The organism is Curtobacterium sp. MCPF17_001, assembly GCF_003234615.1.
Taxonomy (GTDB): domain Bacteria; phylum Actinomycetota; class Actinomycetes; order Actinomycetales; family Microbacteriaceae; genus Curtobacterium.
The window spans coordinates 13,369-30,520 of record NZ_QKSL01000010.1 but is presented as its reverse complement, the minus strand read 5'-3'; the positions used below and the strand labels follow the sequence as shown (position 1 = coordinate 30,520).

Sequence of the window (17,152 nt, the reverse complement as noted above, 5' to 3'; positions counted from 1 at the left end):
GAGTGACGCCGTGGCAGGACAGCGATCGCGCCCCCGTGGGCAGCTCGAGCAGGCGGTGCTCGAGGCGCTCTGGACCGCCGACGCCGGGCTCACCGCACGGCAGGTCCTCGAGGTCTTCGACGAACCGCGGCCGGCCCTGACGACGGTCCTCACCGTGCTCGACCGTCTCGGCCGCAAGGGGACGGTGGTCCGCGAGCAGCACGACGACGCCCCGCTCACCTTCCACGCCGCGCACTCGCGGGAGGACCACACCGCCTCCCTCATGACGAACGCGCTGGCCGCCTCCTCCGACCGCGAGGCAGCGCTCCTGCAGTTCACCGGCTCGCTCGCCTCCGGGGACCTCGAGGTCCTCCGCCGTGCGATCGACTCCCGATCGCGTCCCTGACCGGTCCGCCCCCGTGGTCGTCACCGGCGCCTGCCTCGTCGTCCTCGCCCTCGCCGTCGTCGCGCTCGCCCCGCGCGTGCTGACACGGGCGGGATGGACCATCGACCGTCCGCTGACCGCCATCGCCGCCTGGCAGGCGTCCGTCGTCGTCGGGGTCGCCGGCTTCGTGGTCGGGACCGCCCTGGTCGTCCTGGCCGGGCGGCCGCTGACCGACCCCTTCGGCATCGGCGACTCCCCCAGCCACGGCCTGAACGTCGGCGTCGCCGTGCTCGCCGTCGTCGCGTTCGCCGTCGCCGTCCGCGTCCGACCCGGCCCCGAGCACGAGGCCGTCCGCGAGGCGATCCGTACCGGCGCAGCTCCCCACCGCGAGGTCGACGGAACCCTCGTCGCCGTCCTGCAGGCCGACACGGCCCTGGCCTGCGCGGTCCCCGGTCGTTCCGGCGGGGTCCTCGTCAGCACCGGGCTCACGGAACAGCTGCACACCGACGAGCTGGAGGCCGTGGTCGCCCACGAGCGCGCGCACCTGCGGCAGCACCACGCTGCCGTCGTCGGCTTCGCCGAGTCCGTCGAGCGCGCCGTCCCGTGGGTCCCGGGAGCCCGTGCGATGGCTCGGTCGACCCGGGTCCTCGTCGAGTTCGCCGCCGACGACGCAGCCGCACGCCGAGTGGGCCGCGACGCGCTGCGCCGGGCGGTCCTGGTGGCGGACGCGACGGGTGCACTCGGCGCGGTGCGGGCCTCCAGACTGTCCTGAACCGGCCGGGAGGCCCGCCCTGCGCCCGCCTGTCGGCGCACGGGGCTAGCCTGGTCCGGTCCGCCACCGCGAGGGGAACCGTGCAGCCGCTCACCGAATCCGACATCCGATCCTCCTTCGTCAACGCCACGCCCGACGAACTCGCCCAGCTCCCGATCCCGGGGCTGCACGAGACGCTGTGGAACGAACGCGAGTTCCTCGGCTGGCGTGACCCGCAGGCCGCCCGTCGCGGCTACATGGTGTCCTGGATGGACGGCAAACCGGTCGGGATCGTCGTCCGGGCAGCCGGGGGCTCCCTGCGCGCGGGCATCGCCGCGATGTGCTCGTTCTGCCACTCCCCCCAGCCGGCGACGCAGGTGCGGCTCTTCTCCGCCGCCCGCGCCGGTGAGTCCGGGCGGAACGGCAACACCATCGGCACCTACATCTGCGAGGACCTGGGCTGCCCGATGCTGATCCGCACGGCGCCGCCGCACCTGAACCCACCGGCGACGATCGCGATGCGCTCCGAGTCGTTGCTGCAGCGGTTGCACAACTTCACGGCCGACCTGCTGACGACGGAGTGAACCCGGACCGCTTCCGCACCGCGCGGTGGGCCGTCGTCGAGGAACTCGGGGACGGCCGCTGGCGTCTCACCGTCCGGGACGAGGCCGACGACGAGCTCGGCGCGTTCGGTCTGGGGGTCGAGGGGCCGTGGGATCCGGACGTCGAGCCGCACGTGGGCTTCGTGCTCACGCAGATCGGGCTCGCGCTCACCGGAGCACGGCCATGGCGTGCGGACGAGCTCGGCGACCAGCGGGCACCGGTGTTGCCGCTGGCGCTCGTCGGCTGACACTCGTCCGCTGACGGGTCGCGCTGACACTCGTCCGCTGACGGCCGCGCTGACCGGACGGGCCCGCTCGTCAGTCCGCCGCGGCGAAGTTCCGGAGGACCTCGCGGTCGTCGTCCGACCGTGACGCCCAGACCAGCTCGCTGCGGTGTGCGCTGCCCTCGAGCGGCAGGAGCACCACGGTGTCCGGGGCCGCGAGCGCCGCACTCTCCGGCAGCACCGTCACCCCGAGCCCGACGCCGACCAGGTGCAGCACGGTCGCCCACGTCGTCGCCTCCTGCACGATGACCGGCCGTCGACCGCCGGAGACCACGGGTGCGGTGTTCCGTTCGGTGGCGAGCGCGCCGGCTTCCGCGGGGAAGAACACGAACGGGTCGTCGAGCAGCTCCGGGCCGCGCACCGATGCGCGGCCGGCGAACCGGTGCTCCCGCGGCACGGCGACGACGAAGGGCTCGCTGCGGAACCGGACGAACCGCACCCCCTCGGCCGCGTCCGGGTCCCGGACCACCGCCAGGTCGAGCTCCCCGCGCTGCACGGCCGCGACGAGCCGGGAGGAGAACCCCTCCGTCAGTTCCACGCGGACCAACGGGTAACGCTGCCGGAACCGCTGCACCAACTCGATCGGGCCGAGCGGCAGCGCCGAGACGACGAACCCGACGTCGAGCCGCCCGGCCTCACCGCGCCCGGTCCGGATGGTCTCGTCGAGGTCCCGGCGGGTCTGGGCGAGCAGCGACCGGGCTCGTCCCTGCAGCACCCGACCGGCCGGGGTGAGCGCCACACTCCGGGAGGTCCGGGCGAACAGGTCGACACCGAGAGCGACCTCGATGCGCCGGATCAGCTGCGACAGGGCGGGTTGGGCGATGCCGAGCCCCGCCGCCGCCCGTCCGAAGTGCAACTCGTCGGCGAGCGCCAGGAACGCCCGGAGTTGGCGGAGGTCGACCTCGGGAGCACGATCCATTCGCCGAGCCTATCGATCAGACCGAACGAGTATTGGACTTGACTCCATCGGTTCCGCAGGATGGAGACATGCCCGACACCACCACCGAGATCGTCATCGACGACATGTCCTCCGCTGCCGACGCCGCCGCGTTCCAGTCGCTGAACGAGCGGTGGATCACGGCGTTCTTCACGCTGGAGGACGAGGACCGCCGGCTCCTCGGCGACCCCGTGCAGCACATCGTGGACGCCGGTGGCGTGGTCCTCGTCGCCCGCCTCGGGAGTGAGGTCGTCGGCTGCGTCGGACTCGCCCCGCACGGCGCTGGAGCCACCCCGCACGACACGGACGAGTTCGAGCTCGTCAAGATGGCCGTCGACCCCGACCACCAGGGACACGGCACCGGCCGCCGTCTCATCCGCGCGGCGATCGACCGGGCGCGTGACCTCGGCGCCCGCCGGGTGCTGCTCGAGACGAACAGCGCGCTCACGAGCGCGATCCACCTGTACGAGACGACCGGGTTCCGGCACCTCGGAGCTGACGAGCACCCGCCCAGCCCCTACGTCCGCGCCGACGTGGCGATGGCACTCGACCTCTGACCCGGGGCAGGCCGGGAGGCCCGGGACCGCACAGCCGGTCGGCGCGAGCCGGACCACGCAGCGGTTGACGGGCCTCCCGGCCGGTCCGCGTACCGTCCGCCGCATGCCCCGCGACCAGTACGAGTACAGCGACCCGACCACCCGGTACCCGAACACCAGCCCCGAGCCGCAGCAGCAGCCCGAACCGGGCCTGGAGTCGCGGATGGACCCGAAGCCGGACCACGGCGAGGACTCGTACCGCGGGACCGGACGACTCGCCGGGCGTCGTGCGCTGATCACCGGCGCGGACTCCGGCATCGGCGCAGCGGTCGCGATCGCGTACGCGCGAGAAGGTGCCGACATCGCCCTGGCGTACCTGCCGGACGAGGAAGAGGACGCGCAGCGGATCGTCGCCCTGATCGAGGCGGCCGGACGGAAGGCCCTCACCATCCCGGGCGACCTGACCGCGAAGAACTACCCTGCCGCCCTCGTCGAACGGGCCGTCGCCGAACTCGGCGGACTCGACGCGATCGTCACCTGCGCCGGCAAGCAGCACTGGCGAGCCGAGGTCACCGACATCCGCGACGACCAGCTCGTCGACACCTTCACCGTCAACGTCCTGTCGCTCTTCCGGCTCGTCCAGGCAGCGCTGCCGCACCTGGAGCCCGGGTCGACGATCATCACCACCGCCTCGATGGAGGCGTACCAGCCGGCTCCCGACCGGCTCGACTACGCCGCGTCGAAGGCCGCCGTCAACAACTTCTCGAAGGGTCTCGCGCAGCAGCTCATCCCCCGGGGCATCCGCGTCAACGTCGTCGCTCCCGGGCCCACCTGGTCGGTGCTGCAGGTGTCCGCCGGGGTCGACCCGGAGACCCTGCCGGACTTCGGGTCGAGCGAGTCGCCGATGGGTCGCCCGGGGCAGCCCGCCGAGCTGGCACCGGCGTACGTGTTCCTGGCGTCGCACGAGTCGAGCTTCGTCGCCGGCGAGACCCTCAACGTGAACGGCGGCATGGTCACACCCTGACCGCTCGCCGCCGTGTCCTGAGGCGCTCTCGTTGCTACGCTCACGGCATGGCGACGCACGAGGTCCAGGCCGTCCGCGAGCAGGGCATGTGGCAGGTGTTCATCGACGGGTTCCCCGTGACCGAGGTCCGCCGGTGGCCGTCGGTCGCCTTCGTGGCCCGGGAGTGGATCTCGCTCACCGACCAGATCCCGTCGCGTGAGGTGGACCTGCACGTGACGGTCATCGGTCGCAACCACTTCGCGCCCGTCGCCTGACGGGAGCGAGTCTGACCGGAGCGGGTCTGACCCGAGTGGTCAGTCCGCAGCCGCTACGAGCTGCTGGGCGCGCTGGTACGACACGTCGAGCAGCGGACCGATCTCCCGAACGGTCAATCCGGCATCGTGGAGCTCCTTCGCTGCCGCAGCGGTCTCGTCAGCGGCCGCTCGGCGTGCGCGGTCGGCCTCGTCCCGGAGTTCGACAGCACGGTCGAGGTGCGCGCGCACCGAGTCCGGAAGGACGAACTCGACCTGGACCCGGAAGGCCTCGGCCGGGCGGTCGTGCATGTTCGCCAACCAGTCGCGGGCCATCGGTTCGACCTCGCGCTGCCGTCGCGCTTGCGTCCGGAGCTCGCCGTCGATCCAGACGAGCCAGTAGCGCCCGTCCCGCTGTGCGCGCACGTTGTGCGTCGTCGTCATGATCCGTCCTTCCCGTCATCGCAGCTGCGGATGATCGATCGTGCGAGCATCTCCCGGATCTCCCGGTGCCGGGGGATCTCGATGCGCTCCCTGCCGAAGAGGAAGACGTCGTGCCTCCCGCCGTGCCGGAGGAGCACGAAGGGAACGCCACGCCGTGCCGCTCGTTGACGGAGCAGGCGAACGAGGTCCGCGCGCTTCACGGTACCTGTCCAACACGGATTGGACAAGAATGTCTAGCAGCGTTGGACGCCCCGTTGCCCTGTTGTCTGGTCTGCACGCAGCCACGATCGCTCGCCGCCGTGAGGCGGCAGGAGTGATCCGCAGTTCCTGTGGACGGACCACCGCGACACCCCGCCTGGGGAGGACAGCCGGCAGTGGTTCCCGCAGCTCGTCAGGCGACGTGCCAGACGACAGCCTCCTGCGCACTCGACGGGTACGCGGCAGCGATGCGGAACACCGCCTCGCGGAGGGTCTCCGGCGAGCACGCCAGGTTGATCCGGGCGAAGCCCTTGCCCTCGGTCCCGAACGGCAGCCCGGAGTTCAGCGCCACGAACGCGTGCTCGCGCAGCTGCACGGCCGGGTCGTCGCCGAGGCCGAGACCGCGGAAGTCCAGCCACGCCAGGTACCCCGCCCGGGGCCGGGCGTAGACCACGCCGGGGAGGTGCTCGGCCAGGAGCTTCGCCAGCAGACGGTCGTTCGCGACGATGCGGTCGACGACGTCGTCGAGCCACCCGACGGCCAGGGTGAACGCGGCCAGGTTGGCGTGCAGCCCGAGGATGCTCGTGCGGCAGGCGACCTCTTCCCACAGGGTGTCGAGGAGCGCCGCCGTCCGTGCGTCCCCGGCGACGATGACCGAGCACTTCACGCCGGCCAGGTTCCAGCCCTTGCTCGCGCTCGTCACGCACACGCTCCGCGCACCGAGTGGTTCGGCGATCATCCCGAACGGCGTGAACTGCACGCCGGGGTGCGTCAGCGGAGCGTGGATCTCGTCGCTGATGACGAGGACGTCGTACTCGGCCGCCAGACGAGCCAGCGCCTCGAGGTCTGCCCGGTCGTGGACGAGACCGATCGGGTTGTGCGGGTTGCAGAGCAGGAACACGCGGACGCCGCCCGCGAACGCCCGCTCCAGGCTGTCCAGGTCCAGCCGGTAGACGCCCCACTGCTCACGGAGCGGGACCTCTTCCACCTGACATCGGGCCTCTTCCACGAGCTCGAAGAACGGCGGGTACACCGGCGGCGTGATCGCGACCCGTCCGCCGTCGGGCAGCGCGAGCCGGAGCGTCTCGACGATCCCCACGCTGACGTCCGTCGCCAGGTACACGCGGCCGGGGTCGACGTCCCACCCCCACCGGTCGCGGGCGAAGCCGGCGAACGCGGGTGCGAGCGGCCCGGGACCGTCGAGGTAGCCGAGGTCCGACTGCTGCACCCGTTCGACGAGGGCCTGCCGGATCTCCGGCGCGACCTCGTGGTCCATCTCGGCGACGAACAGGGGCAGCACGTCAGGCGCGTACCGCGTCCACTTGATGCTCGTGCGGACCCCGCGGAGCGTGCCGACCGGGTCCTGTTCGTCGCTGGTCATGCGTCCCAGCATGCTCCTGACGGGAGGCCCGGTGCGAGTCCGGACGTCATCCGACGTCGTCTGCCGCTCGGCGAGCGCACCCGGGCGCACCCGGGCGCACCCGGATTCGCGCTGAGCGACAGTCCTCGGCCTGCGGTGCGCGAGGGCTGTCGCCCAGCGCGAACCCTGACGGCAGCGCTTGGCTACTGTCGGCTCCATGACCACCAGCACCGCCGAGAAGGCGACGACCCTCAAGTCCCTGCACGAGGCGCCGGAGATCCTCCGCGTCGTGAACGTCTGGGACGCGATCAGCGCCAAGACCGTCGCCGCGTTCCCGGAGACCCGCGCGATCGCGACCGCCGGGCACTCGATCGCCGCGATGTACGGCTACGAGGACGGCGGCATGTCGCTGGACCTCGCCCTCGCCGGCGCGAAGACCGTCGTCGACGCGGTGGACCTGCCGGTCAGCGCGGACCTCGACGACGGCTACGAGGACCCGGCCGAGACCATCCGTCGTGCGATCGGCATCGGCGTCGTCGGTGCCAACGTCGAGGACCGCCTGCGTCCGTTCGACGAGTCCGTCGCCCGGGTGGCCGCGATCATGCGCGCAGCCGAGCAGGAGGGCATCGACTTCCAGCTGAACGCCCGGACCGACGCGATCGCCCGTGGCGGCGACCGTCCGATCCAGGAGAGCATCGCGGACGCCATCGCCCGTGGGAAGGCCTTCCTCGACGCCGGAGCCCCGCTCGTGTTCGTCCCCGGTGCCGTCCAGCGTGAGGTCGTCGAGCAGCTGGTCGAGGGCCTGGGCCGCGGCAAGCTCAGCGTCATCGGGCTGCCGGGTGCCCTGCCCGCCGCCGAGTACCAGGCGCTGGGCGTCGCCCGCATCTCCTACGGTCCGTTGACGCAGCGCGTCGCCCTGCGGGCGCTCCGTGACCTCACGGCCGACCTGTACGCCGGCGGCGTGATCCCCGAGGACACCCCGACGCTCAACTGAGCCGTCGACGGACGGGAGGCCCGTGGCGGTGTCGCCACGGGCCTCCCGTCCGTCGGGCGGTCGCCATCGCGACCGCGGGTCGCGACCTACCCGAGCGCCGGGTACAGCGTCGGCGAGGTGCGGGCGTGCGTCGCCTGCTCGAAGCCGTAGCCGAGCCCGATGACGGTCCCCTCGTCGTACGAGCGGCCGAGGAACTCCAGGTTGACGCCGGCGCCGGTGATCGTGGCGTCCGCTGCGGTCGCCTGCCCCATCGGGACCGTGACGGCCGGCATGCCGGTGTTCGGGCTGAGGCGCATGTTCGTGCCCTGCGTGCCGTACGGGGTGCCGGACGGGTAGACGAGCGCGTCGAGGTCCTGCGCGTCCATCATCCCGGTGACCACCTGCTTGCCGGTGGCGATCTGCGTGGTGTGCGAACCGTTCGGGCCCGCCCATGCCTGGTACTGCGCGTCGATGATCGCGTCACGCTGCTGGTAGGTGCTCTTCCGGCTCGGCACGTACTCCCCCGAAGCGAGGATGCCCTGCAGCGACCGTGCGGTGACGTCCGGGTCCAGGTGCTTCGCGACGTACTGGTCCAGGTCGTGCTTGAACTCGTTCGTGCTGCCGCTGCCCTCGCTGAGCACCCGGTTGAACTCCGGCGTCGCGGTGATCGGGACGACGGTGGCGCCCTGGGCCTCGAGGGTCGCCTGCGCCTGGGCGAAGAGCCGTGCGGTGGTGCGGTTCGTCCCGACCATCGAGGTCACGTACCCGATGCGCTTGCCCCGCAGCGCGGTCGGGTCGAGGAACTGCGTGTACGAGGTCGGGACCTTGCCGGTCTGGCCTTCGGTGACCGGGTCGGCTGCGTCGACCCCGGTGACGGCGTCCAGTGCGACGGCCGCGTCGGTCACCGAGCGGGCGAGGGGCCCGCCGGTGTCCTGCGACAGTGCGAGCGGGATGATGCCGTCGCGGCTCGTCAGGCCGACGGTCGGCCGGATGCCGACGAGCTGGTTGTACGACGAGGGGATGCGGATCGAGCCGCCGGTGTCGGTGCCGAACCCGATGCCTGCCAGGTTGGCGGAGACGGCCGCACCGGTGCCACCGCTCGAGCCGCCCGCGGTCTGGCTCGTCACGTAGGGGCTGGCGACGAGGAGCGAGGACCCGGCCGGCTGGTTCGAGGAGAACTCGGAGACGAAGCCGTACGCGAACTCGTCGAGGCTGGCCTTGGCGAGGACGACTGCTCCGGCGTTCCGGAGGCCCGTGACCATCGCCGCGTCGGTGTCGGTCTGGTTGTCGTCCCAGCAGCCGCAGCCGCCCGTGGTCGGCATGTCCTTCGTGTCGTAGTTGTCCTTCAGTGCGATCGGCACGCCGAGCAGCATGCTCGTCATGCCGTGTGCCGCTCGTTCGGCGTCGGCGGCCTTCGCGGCGGCGAGTGCTCCGGCGTTGGTCGTGACGATGGAGTTGAGCGGTCGTCCGCCCGTTCCCGTGTCCGTGGTGGTCCGGTCGTAGGCGGCGATGCGGTCCAGGTAGTCCTGGGTGATCTCGGCCGAGGTCGTGACCCCGGCGTTCATCGCGGCCTGCATGTCGAGCGTCGAGGCCTCGACGAGCTGGAAGGGCCCGTCGTCGTAGATCATCCGCTGGGACAGGCCGGCGACGTCCGCCAGCGTGATCGTGCCGTTGCCGTCCGCGTCGGCGGCCGAGACCGTCGACCAGTCCGGGTCGGTGCTGGTCGTGCCGAGGTGGTCGGACAGGACGGTGAGGTCGGCCTGCGTGACCTGGTCGTCGCCGGTGAGGTCGAGCGCCGTGTAGTACGGCGCGAGCATGGCGGCGGGGCTCGCGTCGACCGCGGCCGGTGCCGCGTTCGCGACGAGGGACGGGGTCGCGACGACGGCGGTGCCGACGAGGGCCAGGAGCGCGGCTCCGGCGACGGTGGTGCGGCGACGGCGGGTCGTCACGGGGGTTCCTCCGGGAGTTCGGGATGTCGTGGTGTCGTCTGCCAGGTCACGGCGACGGGGCGTGGCGGTCATCGGGCGTCCTCCGTCGATGCGGGGCGACGCGCGCGACGGCGGGCGAGGACGAGGCCGGCACCCGCGAGCAGCAGGGCTGCGCTCGCGGCGATCCAGGGTGCGAGGTCGGCGCCGGTGAACGCGAGCGAGCCGCCGACGGGCCTGCCGGAGGTGCTGCCCACCGGGTCCGTGCCCGTCCCGGCGTCGGTGCCGGTGCCGGTGCCGTCGGTCCCGCCCGCGTTCGGGGTCGCGCTCGGCGTCGCCGTGGGAACGCCGGTGGGGGTGGCGGTCGGCGTCGGTGTCGGCGTCGGCGTCGGCGTCGGCGCTGCGGCGATCGTGACGGTCGTCGATGCCGGGTCGGTCAGCGTGATGGTGCTGCCGTCGGACGCGACCACGGTGACGCGCGTCACGGCGAGGTCGACGGTGGCGGGGCTCGTCGCGGTCAGCTCGACCGAGGCGGCGAGGTCGCCGGAGATCGCCGGGGAGGTCCCGAGCCGGGTGTGCAGCAGCGAGATCGTGTCGCCGTCCTGCTCGACGGAGTCGAAGCCGCCGTCCGGGCCGGTCACGCTGCCGTCGACGACCTCGAGCGAGTCCGCGTCGGCGGCGAGATCGATCTGGTACGCGAAGACGTCGGTCGTCGCGGGCAGGGTGAGGTCGACCTCGAGGGTGTCGCCGACCGTCACCGACGCCGGCGCGGTGATCGTGGCCGTCGTGGCGACCGGGGCGGCCGACGCCGGGGAAGCGGCGAGGACGGCGAGGCCGAGGCCGCCGACGGCGATGACGGCCGTCCGGAGCGTGGCGGTTCGGGGCGTCGCGGTTCGGGGCGTCGTGGTTCGGGAGCGGAGCCGAGTGCGGTGCTGCATCCGTGCGGGTCCTTCGTCAGGGTTCGGGCTGAACGCTTGCTCAGTGCTCGAACCGTAACGACGGGGTGTTTCGCGCTCAGGCCCGACCGGTTTCCCGCGTGTTACGCCTTCCGCCCGGGCCGCCGGGGCCGCTAGCGTGCGGTCATGGCCCTCGACCTCGACGCACTGCTCGCTCCGCCGACGCCGACCGCGGCCCGGGCGCTGGACGTCGTCCGCGCCTGGTCGTCGCCGGCTCTCGTGCACCACTGCCTGCGGTCCTGGGCGTGGGCGACGCTCCTGGCGCCGACGATCGAGCTCGCCCCGGACCCCGAGCTGCTCTTCGTCGCGACGATGCTCCACGACCTCGGTGTCACCCCGCACTTCGACGCCGCGCAGGTCCCCTTCGAGGTCGCTGGCGGCGCCGTGGGCAGTGTCTTCGCGATCGGCGCCGGCTGGCCCGCCGCACGCGCGCGGCGCGTCGGGGAGATCGTCGAGCGGCACATGTGGCCCTCGGTCGACCCGGACCTCGACGCCGAGGGGCACCTGCTCGAGGTCGCGACCTCGCTCGACGTCTCCGGCGTCGGCATGGAGCGCTGGGACCATGACGACCTCCGGATCGTGACCGCAGCCCTCCCCCGCCTCGGCTTCTCCGACGACTTCCACGGGCTCGTGCACGACCAAGCGGGTCGGAAGCCCGAGTCGGCAGCTGCCCGGCTGGACCACTCCGGGAACGTGCTGGCCGGTGGCCAGCGGTGGGCGAGCCTCCTGGCCGGTTGAGGCGCAACGGTGTGCCGGGCGGTCCGGTGACGGGCGGGCGGACTTGACAAGCCCTGCTCTCGTGCGTAGAGTGTCTTCCTGGTGCATTGCAGCGAACCCATCTGACTCGCGCACACCGACCGTCTCGAACCGATCCCCCTGGGTCGCATTCCAGCGAGACCACCGCTCCCCGACTGGCGAGCACTTGCACGTCGAATGCCGACGTGCGCGTCCGCGCTCCTGCGGCCGACGAGACCATCGAGTCCGTCCGGCCCCGCGCGACGCCGAACGACTGAAGAAAGACAGCACCATGACCACGAACGAACGCACCATCATCACCGGGACCGCCATCGCGGCTCCCACCGTCTCCCCCGACCGCATCGCCGAGTTCCCCGTCCGCGAGGACCGCTCGCAGCGCGAGTTCCTCGTGCGCATGCCGGCCGACGACCTCGGGCTGTTCCTCACGCCCGGCGTCCGCGTCGCCGTCGACGGCGAAGCGGGCTGGGTCGTCCCGGGCCGCTCCTGGCGCGGCGAGGCCAGCCGGACCATCCTGCAGGCGCGCGCCGTGCAGGCGCCGGAACTGGCCCTGGCCGCCTGACACCCGCACACACCGGAACGCCGTCCCTTCGGGGGCGGCGTTCAGTCGTTCCGGGCGAAGGCCCCGGCCCCGGCTCTGGCCCTGGCCCTGGCCCTGACCGGGACCCCGGTTGCGCCCTACCTCGCCTGGTCGCCCTCGGCCGCGCCGACGAACCGTCGGCCACCGTCCGCGTTCACCGGCTGCTGCCCGCCGCACTGGTCCGCGGCGTCCCGCAGCCGACGGATGAACCTCGGGTCCTCCGGTTCGAGTTCGTCGTCCGGTGCCTGACGCACCACGATCTCGCTCGACGGTCCGACGAGCATCGTCGTCCGCTCGACCGCCCCGTCCTCGCCGACCGTCGGCACCGCGATCGTGTCCGTGCGGGTGTTCGCCCCGAGCACCGCCGCGTAGTCCGCGACCGCGTCCGCGATCAGGTCCCCCGTCAGGATGTCCGTGCCGTCGTAGTGGATGTACTTCACGATGTGACCTCCCTCGTGCCGACGGTAGGCACCGGGGTGCAGCAGGAAGCACAGGATCGGGCGGGAGGCGCGGGCGATGGACAACTGGCGGCCCTCGTCGGTCTCGTTTCCGGCCCCGTATCGTCGGTAGTCGGTCGTTCGGTCGCCGATCGGCGGTCATCGCTCGGCGGTCGTCGATCAGCGAGGAGGGTCCCGTGCAGTCCGAGCGCACAGCGCGCCTGGTGCGGCTCGCTCGTGCGGACATCGGCATGAGCCTGGACGCGTTGGCTCGTGCGGTCCGCCTGTCCGCATCGACGCTCGCGGCGTACGAAGCCGGCACCGCAGTACCCGATCCGCAGACGCTCGGGATGGTCGCCGCTGCGACGGAGATGCGGCCGAGCATCCCGCTCGCCGTCCATTCGGACGACATCCGAGTCGAGGCAACGCGTCACCGTCTGCGGGACGTGCGAGTGTTCGGGTCTGTCGTCCGCGGAGCGGACACCGCCGGGAGCGATATCGACCTCCTCGTCAGGACCGAGCCCGGCGCGGACCTGTTCGACCTGGCCGGCTTCGTCGTCGCAGTCGAGGCGGTCACCGGATTCCCGGTCGACGTACTGACAGAGGACCAGCTCGACGACGAGCACTTCGCGCATGTGCGGGACGACGCAGTGCCGTTGTGAAGAACGAGTCCGTCTTCCCTCAGAGCACGTCGCCCGTGGGGTAGAGCACCCACGGGCCGCAACCGGTCTCGGGGCAGTGCTCGTCCATCACCCGCTTCACCACGTCGTAGTCCGCGGGAGCACGCCGGTACATCAGCGCGACGAGGTCCACTTCGGTCCCCACGCGACCGTCCGGCCAGCGCGCGTCGTAGTGGATCGCACGCCTCGGCCGACGGAGCCATCGTGATGGCCGGATCTCCGCGACGGCGCGGAAGACCGTCGGGAGCTCCTCCGACAGCGGAATCCGTCCGCCTGCTGCTCCGTCATCCCCCATGCCCGCGATCTTAGGACGGAGATGCGGACCAGCCGACTCAGTTGTTGAAGCGGAACTCCACCACGTCGCCGTCCTGCATGACGTACTCCTTGCCCTCGATGCGGGCCTTGCCCTGCGAGCGGGCCTCGGCGATGGAGCCGGTGGCGATGAGGTCGTCGAACGAGATGACCTCGGCCTTGATGAAGCCCTTCTCGAAGTCCGTGTGGATGACGCCGGCAGCCTGGGGAGCCTTCCACCCCTTGCCGATCGTCCACGCACGGGCTTCCTTCGGCCCCGCCGTCAGGTAGGTCTGCAGTCCGAGGGTCTCGAACCCGATGCGGGCGAGCTGGTCGAGGCCTGACTCGGTCTGACCGGTCGACTCGAGGAGCTCCTTGGCGTCCTCGGGGTCGAGGTCGATGAGTTCGGACTCGACCTGGGCGTCGAGGAACACGGCGTGCGCGGGAGCGACGAGCGCGGACAGCTCGGCCTTCCGCGACTCGTCCGTCAGGATCGCCTCGTCGACGTTGAAGACGAAGATGAACGGCTTGGCGCTGAGGAGCCCGAGCTCCTTGATCGGCTCGAGGTCGACCTTGGTCGCCGAGAGCAGGACGCCCTTTTCGAGCTCGGCCTTCGCGGCGTTCGCCGCCTCGAGGACGGCGGGCTCGGCCTGCTTCAGCTTGAGCATCTTCTCGTACCGCGGGAGCGCCTTGTCGATGGTCTCCATGTCGGCGAGGATCAGCTCGGTGTTGATGACCTCGAGGTCGTCCGCCGGCGAGACCTTGTTCGCCACGTGCACGACGTCGTCGTCGGTGAAGCCGCGGACGACCTGCGCGATGGCGTCGGCTTCGCGGATGTTGGCGAGGAACTTGTTGCCGAGCCCCTCCCCCTCGCTCGCACCCTTGACGATGCCGGCGATGTCGACGAAGGACACCGGCGCGGGCACGGTCTTCTCGGAGTGGAACAGCTCGGCGAGCTGGTCGAGACGCGGGTCGGGCAGGTTCACCACGCCGACGTTCGGCTCGATGGTGGCGAACGGGTAGTTGGCCGCGAGCACCTGGTTCTTGGTCAGGGCGTTGAACAGGGTCGACTTGCCGACGTTCGGGAGACCGACGATTCCGATGGTGAGAGCCACGGGAGCACAGCCTACCGGCGGCAGCCTGTCGGGGCCGACCCGAGCCTCCCGTCCGTCTCCCTCGTCACCGCACGCACGGCGTGCTCGACCACGGCCAGGGCCTCGGCCTGGAGGCGCTGCGACGCCTTCCAGTCGCCGGGCACCTCGAGTCGGTGGTCGGCTCGGTCGACGGTCTGGAGGCGCGCCCGCGTCCCGCGCACCAGTTCCGGCCGCCAGACGGGATCCGCCGAACCGCCGAGTGCGGTGTGCGCGTCGTCGGCTGCGGCGAGCGCGGCCCGCACCGCTTCGTGGGTGAGGACCGGCGTCAGCCAGACGCCGGGGACGCTCGCATCGATCGCCCAGGGCAGGGCGGCGCAGCCGAACGACTTGGCGACGACGAGGTCCGGCCGTCGTCCGGCGAGCGCGGTCGTCAGCGCCTGCTGCACGAAACGGACCGGGTCGGCCTCGGCGACGTCGTCGACGACCCATCGGGGCGCGACGACCTCGCAGCCGGCTTGCCGGGCGATGGCGTCCGTCCACCAGAGCAGCGGCGCCTGCTGGCCGTACCCGGCGCCCGCGAGGACCAGGACGAGCGGGGTGCGCCGCAGCGGGTTCTCCATGTCTCGAGGGTAGGAGCGGGCACGCCCCCTCGACGCACCACGCCGCGTCCGGTTCCGGTGATGTCGGTTCTCCGTGCAACGATCGAAGGCGTGCTGAACTTCACCGCCATCGACTTCGAGACCGCGAACAACTCGCCTGCCAGCGCGTGTTCGGTCGGACTCGTGAAGGTGCGTGGCGGTCGGGTCGTCGATCGGGCCTCGTGGTTCATCCGTCCGCCGGCCGGGCACGACGACTTCCTCGAGTGGAACACGCGCATCCACGGGATCGTCGAGTCGGACGTCGTGCACGCGAAGTCGTGGGAGCAGCAGTACCCGGACCTGGTGGCGTTCGCCGAGGGGGACGTGCTGGTCGCGCACAACGCCCGTTTCGACATGGGCGTCATCGCCGGCGGGTGTGCGGCGACGGGGATCGAACTGGCCGAGCACCACTCGATGTGCTCGCTGCAGGTCGCCCGCAAGACCTACACCCTCGACTCGTACCGTCTGCCGATGGCGGCGATGGCCGCCGGGTTCTCGGGCTTCCAGCACCACGACGCCGCCGCCGACGCCGAAGCCTGCGCCGCGATCGTCGTGCACGCTGCCGGTCACCACGGGGTGCCGACGGTCGAGGCCCTCGGCGCCGTCACCCGGGTGACGATCAACCCGGTGCGCGCCCGAGTCGAGAAGCCGAAGTCCGCAGTGCAGCCCCGGCTGTCCCGCCGTCCGATGGTCTTCTCCGACTGACGCGGTCCAGCCGGCCGGTCCTGGCAACGCCGGCCGGTCCTGGCCACGCCACGCCCGGTGGTATTGTCACGACAATCTGCCCGGCGCTGGTGCTCGGGCCCGTTCTCCCCTGCGAAGGACCGCGATGACCAACGATGGCCAGCTGCCGTCCGACCTGTTCATGGACCTGGACCGGTCGGGTCCGATGCCCCTGTACCACCAGGTCGCCTCACGTATCGAGGAGTCGATCCGCTCCGGTGCGATGCCGCCCGGCGCTCGTCTCGAGAACGAGATCGCCCTCGGCGAGCGCCTCGGCCTGTCCCGCCCGACCATCCGACGCGCGATCCAGGACCTCGTCGACAAGGGGCTGCTCGTCCGCCGACGTGGCATCGGCACGCAGGTCGTGCACGGACCGGTCACCCGCAAGGTCGAGCTGACCAGCCTGTACGACGACCTGACGCAGGGGTCGCAGCAGCCGACGACAAAGCTCCTCGACCGCAGCGACGTCCCGGCGACCCAGGCCGTGGCCGAGGCCCTCGGCGTCGAGGTCGGGGCCAGCGTCGTGCACGTCCTCCGCGTCCGGTTCGCCGAGGACGTGCCGATGGCGGTGCTCGAGAACTACCTGCCGCCCGAGTTCGCGGACATCACCGATGAGGACCTCCGCGCCCACGGGCTCTACCAGCTGCTGCGGTCCCGCGGGGTGACGATGCGGGTCGCGAAGCAGCGGATCGGTGCCCGTGCGGCGACCGACGACGAGGCGGGTCTGCTCGAGATCGAGGACGGCGACCCCGTGCTGACCATGAGCCGGACGGCGTACGACGCCTCGGGTCGAGCGGTCGAGTACGGCGTGCACTGCTACCGGCCGGACCGGTACTCGTTCGAGGTCACGCTCGTCGACAAGTAGGGCCTGACAGGCAGGTCAGCTCGCGCTGGGGACCCCGAGTTCGCCGGTCAGGTACTGGGCACGACCGAAGCCGAACGACCAGTCCTGGGGACCGTTCTCGACGTAGCCGATGAAGACGTCCTCGGAGGCGACGCCCACCCCGGCGAGCGCGTCGTGGATCGCGGCGTAGAGCGCCTGCTTCGCGTCGTCGGACCGCCCCCGCTGGGTGAAGACCTGGATCATGACGACGCCCTCGGTGCGTTCGAAGCCGAGGCCGGCGTCCTGCGCGATGATCTGCGTCGCCGGGTGTTCGGTGATGACCTGGAAGCGGTCTCGCTCCGGGATCCCGTAGACGTCGACGATCGCCTGGTGGGTGGCGTCGGCGATCGCGCGGACGGCTTCCGGGGTGCGACCGGTGGCGAGGTCGAATCGGACGAGCGGCATGGTGCCTCCTGCTGGTGGTGACTTTGTCAGGACATACTATCGCCCCAGCTGCTGTGGCGGCGACCAGCGGGCGTCGTGCGTCAC

The 17,152-nt window shown here is 71.7% G+C and carries 23 protein-coding genes; 13 read left to right on the top strand and 10 right to left on the bottom strand.

Translation table 11 applies throughout. The features are described from left to right. Positions 1-10 precede the first annotated feature (10 nt). The 4 genes from DEJ24_RS10675 to DEJ24_RS10660 all read left to right on the top strand — a co-directional run bounded on the left by DEJ24_RS10675 (position 11) and on the right by DEJ24_RS10660 (position 1,965). Positions 11-385 (top strand): BlaI/MecI/CopY family transcriptional regulator, encoded by a 375-nt coding sequence (locus tag DEJ24_RS10675; protein WP_111078624.1) that lies wholly within the window; start codon positions 11-13, stop codon positions 383-385. Then, a complete protein-coding gene (locus DEJ24_RS10670; protein WP_111237795.1) occupies positions 357-1,136 on the top strand; it encodes a M56 family metallopeptidase in 780 nt (259 codons plus the stop codon). The genes DEJ24_RS10675 and DEJ24_RS10670 overlap by 29 nt, the downstream gene beginning before the upstream one ends. 80 nt (positions 1,137-1,216) lie before the next feature. Then, complete coding sequence (locus tag DEJ24_RS10665) at positions 1,217-1,699, top strand: FBP domain-containing protein (RefSeq protein WP_181427414.1); 483 nt, start codon at positions 1,217-1,219, stop codon at positions 1,697-1,699. Then, positions 1,696-1,965: a hypothetical protein gene (locus tag DEJ24_RS10660; RefSeq protein ID WP_111078621.1), complete on the top strand. Its 270-nt coding sequence runs from the start codon at positions 1,696-1,698 to the stop codon at positions 1,963-1,965. The genes DEJ24_RS10665 and DEJ24_RS10660 overlap by 4 nt, the downstream gene beginning before the upstream one ends. A gap of 70 nt (positions 1,966-2,035) precedes the next feature. Here the strand turns inward: DEJ24_RS10660 and DEJ24_RS10655 are convergent, their stop codons facing one another. Next, positions 2,036-2,920: a LysR substrate-binding domain-containing protein gene (locus tag DEJ24_RS10655; protein WP_111078620.1), complete on the bottom strand. Its 885-nt coding sequence runs from the start codon at positions 2,918-2,920 to the stop codon at positions 2,036-2,038. A 68-nt stretch (positions 2,921-2,988) separates the two neighbouring features. Between DEJ24_RS10655 and DEJ24_RS10650 the strand changes: the two genes are divergently transcribed. The 3 genes from DEJ24_RS10650 (at position 2,989) to DEJ24_RS10640 (ending at position 4,752) form a co-directional block, all read left to right on the top strand. After that, positions 2,989-3,495, top strand: coding sequence for a GNAT family N-acetyltransferase (locus DEJ24_RS10650; protein ID WP_111078619.1), 507 nt, complete (start codon positions 2,989-2,991; stop codon positions 3,493-3,495). Positions 3,496-3,598: 103 nt separating this feature from the next. Further along, a complete protein-coding gene (locus DEJ24_RS10645) occupies positions 3,599-4,498 on the top strand; it encodes an SDR family oxidoreductase (RefSeq protein WP_111078618.1) in 900 nt (299 codons plus the stop codon). A 47-nt stretch (positions 4,499-4,545) separates the two neighbouring features. After that, complete coding sequence (locus tag DEJ24_RS10640) at positions 4,546-4,752, top strand: hypothetical protein (protein ID WP_110903305.1); 207 nt, start codon at positions 4,546-4,548, stop codon at positions 4,750-4,752. A 39-nt stretch (positions 4,753-4,791) separates the two neighbouring features. Here the strand turns inward: DEJ24_RS10640 and DEJ24_RS10635 are convergent, their stop codons facing one another. Both DEJ24_RS10635 and DEJ24_RS10625 read right to left on the bottom strand, forming a co-directional pair. Then, positions 4,792-5,172, bottom strand: coding sequence for a hypothetical protein (locus tag DEJ24_RS10635; RefSeq protein ID WP_111078617.1), 381 nt, complete (start codon positions 5,170-5,172; stop codon positions 4,792-4,794). A 391-nt stretch (positions 5,173-5,563) separates the two neighbouring features. Next, positions 5,564-6,751 carry a MalY/PatB family protein gene (locus DEJ24_RS10625; protein WP_258374636.1) on the bottom strand — a complete coding sequence of 396 codons (1,188 nt, stop codon included), beginning with the start codon at positions 6,749-6,751 and terminating at the stop codon, positions 5,564-5,566. Between the two features lie 196 nt (positions 6,752-6,947). Here DEJ24_RS10625 and DEJ24_RS10620 point away from each other — a divergent pair, with 196 nt between their 5' ends. Continuing rightward, a complete protein-coding gene (locus tag DEJ24_RS10620; protein WP_111078615.1) occupies positions 6,948-7,724 on the top strand; it encodes an isocitrate lyase/phosphoenolpyruvate mutase family protein in 777 nt (258 codons plus the stop codon). Between the two features lie 86 nt (positions 7,725-7,810). Here the strand turns inward: DEJ24_RS10620 and DEJ24_RS10615 are convergent, their stop codons facing one another. Both DEJ24_RS10615 and DEJ24_RS16915 read right to left on the bottom strand, forming a co-directional pair. Next, positions 7,811-9,652, bottom strand: a complete 1,842-nt coding sequence (locus tag DEJ24_RS10615) for an amidase family protein (RefSeq protein ID WP_258374637.1) — start codon at positions 9,650-9,652, stop codon at positions 7,811-7,813. Between the two features lie 68 nt (positions 9,653-9,720). Continuing rightward, on the bottom strand, positions 9,721-10,566 hold the full coding sequence (locus DEJ24_RS16915) for a cohesin domain-containing protein (RefSeq protein WP_111078613.1): 846 nt from the start codon (positions 10,564-10,566) through the stop codon (positions 9,721-9,723). Positions 10,567-10,710: 144 nt separating this feature from the next. Here DEJ24_RS16915 and DEJ24_RS10605 point away from each other — a divergent pair, with 144 nt between their 5' ends. Both DEJ24_RS10605 and DEJ24_RS10600 read left to right on the top strand, forming a co-directional pair. After that, on the top strand, positions 10,711-11,322 hold the full coding sequence (locus DEJ24_RS10605) for an HD domain-containing protein (RefSeq protein ID WP_111078612.1): 612 nt from the start codon (positions 10,711-10,713) through the stop codon (positions 11,320-11,322). A gap of 289 nt (positions 11,323-11,611) precedes the next feature. Continuing rightward, entirely contained in the window at positions 11,612-11,899 is a 288-nt protein-coding gene (locus DEJ24_RS10600) for a hypothetical protein (RefSeq protein WP_110903312.1), read from the top strand. Between the two features lie 116 nt (positions 11,900-12,015). Here DEJ24_RS10600 and DEJ24_RS10595 read toward each other — a convergent pair whose 3' ends face one another. Further along, on the bottom strand, positions 12,016-12,357 hold the full coding sequence (locus DEJ24_RS10595; protein ID WP_111078691.1) for a hypothetical protein: 342 nt from the start codon (positions 12,355-12,357) through the stop codon (positions 12,016-12,018). 194 nt (positions 12,358-12,551) lie between these two features. On the opposite strand from DEJ24_RS10595, the gene DEJ24_RS10590 reads away from it, so the two are divergent. Then, positions 12,552-13,016, top strand: a complete 465-nt coding sequence (locus DEJ24_RS10590; RefSeq protein ID WP_111078611.1) for a nucleotidyltransferase domain-containing protein — start codon at positions 12,552-12,554, stop codon at positions 13,014-13,016. Between the two features lie 19 nt (positions 13,017-13,035). On the opposite strand, the gene DEJ24_RS16910 is transcribed toward DEJ24_RS10590, so the two are convergent. From DEJ24_RS16910 to DEJ24_RS10575, 3 genes are all read right to left on the bottom strand, one after another. Continuing rightward, complete coding sequence (locus DEJ24_RS16910; RefSeq protein ID WP_181432913.1) at positions 13,036-13,179, bottom strand: hypothetical protein; 144 nt, start codon at positions 13,177-13,179, stop codon at positions 13,036-13,038. 187 nt (positions 13,180-13,366) lie between these two features. Further along, the gene (gene ychF / locus DEJ24_RS10580) at positions 13,367-14,440 is read right to left on the bottom strand and encodes a redox-regulated ATPase YchF (RefSeq protein ID WP_111078609.1); all 1,074 of its coding nucleotides are present in this window, start codon (positions 14,438-14,440) and stop codon (positions 13,367-13,369) included. An 11-nt stretch (positions 14,441-14,451) separates the two neighbouring features. Further along, positions 14,452-15,039, bottom strand: coding sequence for a hypothetical protein (locus DEJ24_RS10575; protein ID WP_111078608.1), 588 nt, complete (start codon positions 15,037-15,039; stop codon positions 14,452-14,454). A 60-nt stretch (positions 15,040-15,099) separates the two neighbouring features. Here DEJ24_RS10575 and DEJ24_RS10570 point away from each other — a divergent pair, with 60 nt between their 5' ends. Together DEJ24_RS10570 and DEJ24_RS10565 are read left to right on the top strand one after the other, a co-directional pair. Then, positions 15,100-15,762 carry an exonuclease domain-containing protein gene (locus DEJ24_RS10570; RefSeq protein ID WP_111078607.1) on the top strand — a complete coding sequence of 221 codons (663 nt, stop codon included), beginning with the start codon at positions 15,100-15,102 and terminating at the stop codon, positions 15,760-15,762. Between the two features lie 124 nt (positions 15,763-15,886). Next, a complete protein-coding gene (locus tag DEJ24_RS10565; protein ID WP_111078606.1) occupies positions 15,887-16,645 on the top strand; it encodes a GntR family transcriptional regulator in 759 nt (252 codons plus the stop codon). A gap of 15 nt (positions 16,646-16,660) precedes the next feature. On the opposite strand, the gene DEJ24_RS10560 is transcribed toward DEJ24_RS10565, so the two are convergent. Further along, positions 16,661-17,068: a tautomerase family protein gene (locus DEJ24_RS10560; protein WP_111078605.1), complete on the bottom strand. Its 408-nt coding sequence runs from the start codon at positions 17,066-17,068 to the stop codon at positions 16,661-16,663. Positions 17,069-17,152 lie beyond the last annotated feature (84 nt).

Coding starts and splice junctions, on each gene's coding strand:
- DEJ24_RS10570 (WP_111078607.1), top strand. CDS start 15,100: ATGTCGGTTCTCCGTGCAACGATCGAAGGCGTGCTGAACTTCACCGCC.
- DEJ24_RS10625 (WP_258374636.1), bottom strand. CDS start 6,751: ATGACCAGCGACGAACAGGACCCGGTCGGCACGCTCCGCGGGGTCCGC.
- DEJ24_RS10645 (WP_111078618.1), top strand. CDS start 3,599: ATGCCCCGCGACCAGTACGAGTACAGCGACCCGACCACCCGGTACCCG.
- DEJ24_RS10640 (WP_110903305.1), top strand. CDS start 4,546: ATGGCGACGCACGAGGTCCAGGCCGTCCGCGAGCAGGGCATGTGGCAG.
- DEJ24_RS10560 (WP_111078605.1), bottom strand. CDS start 17,068: ATGCCGCTCGTCCGATTCGACCTCGCCACCGGTCGCACCCCGGAAGCC.
- DEJ24_RS10600 (WP_110903312.1), top strand. CDS start 11,612: ATGACCACGAACGAACGCACCATCATCACCGGGACCGCCATCGCGGCT.
- DEJ24_RS10655 (WP_111078620.1), bottom strand. CDS start 2,920: ATGGATCGTGCTCCCGAGGTCGACCTCCGCCAACTCCGGGCGTTCCTG.
- DEJ24_RS10575 (WP_111078608.1), bottom strand. CDS start 15,039: ATGGAGAACCCGCTGCGGCGCACCCCGCTCGTCCTGGTCCTCGCGGGC.
- DEJ24_RS16915 (WP_111078613.1), bottom strand. CDS start 10,566: ATGCAGCACCGCACTCGGCTCCGCTCCCGAACCACGACGCCCCGAACC.
- DEJ24_RS10635 (WP_111078617.1), bottom strand. CDS start 5,172: ATGACGACGACGCACAACGTGCGCGCACAGCGGGACGGGCGCTACTGG.
- DEJ24_RS10620 (WP_111078615.1), top strand. CDS start 6,948: ATGACCACCAGCACCGCCGAGAAGGCGACGACCCTCAAGTCCCTGCAC.
- DEJ24_RS10565 (WP_111078606.1), top strand. CDS start 15,887: ATGACCAACGATGGCCAGCTGCCGTCCGACCTGTTCATGGACCTGGAC.
- DEJ24_RS10650 (WP_111078619.1), top strand. CDS start 2,989: ATGCCCGACACCACCACCGAGATCGTCATCGACGACATGTCCTCCGCT.
- DEJ24_RS10605 (WP_111078612.1), top strand. CDS start 10,711: ATGGCCCTCGACCTCGACGCACTGCTCGCTCCGCCGACGCCGACCGCG.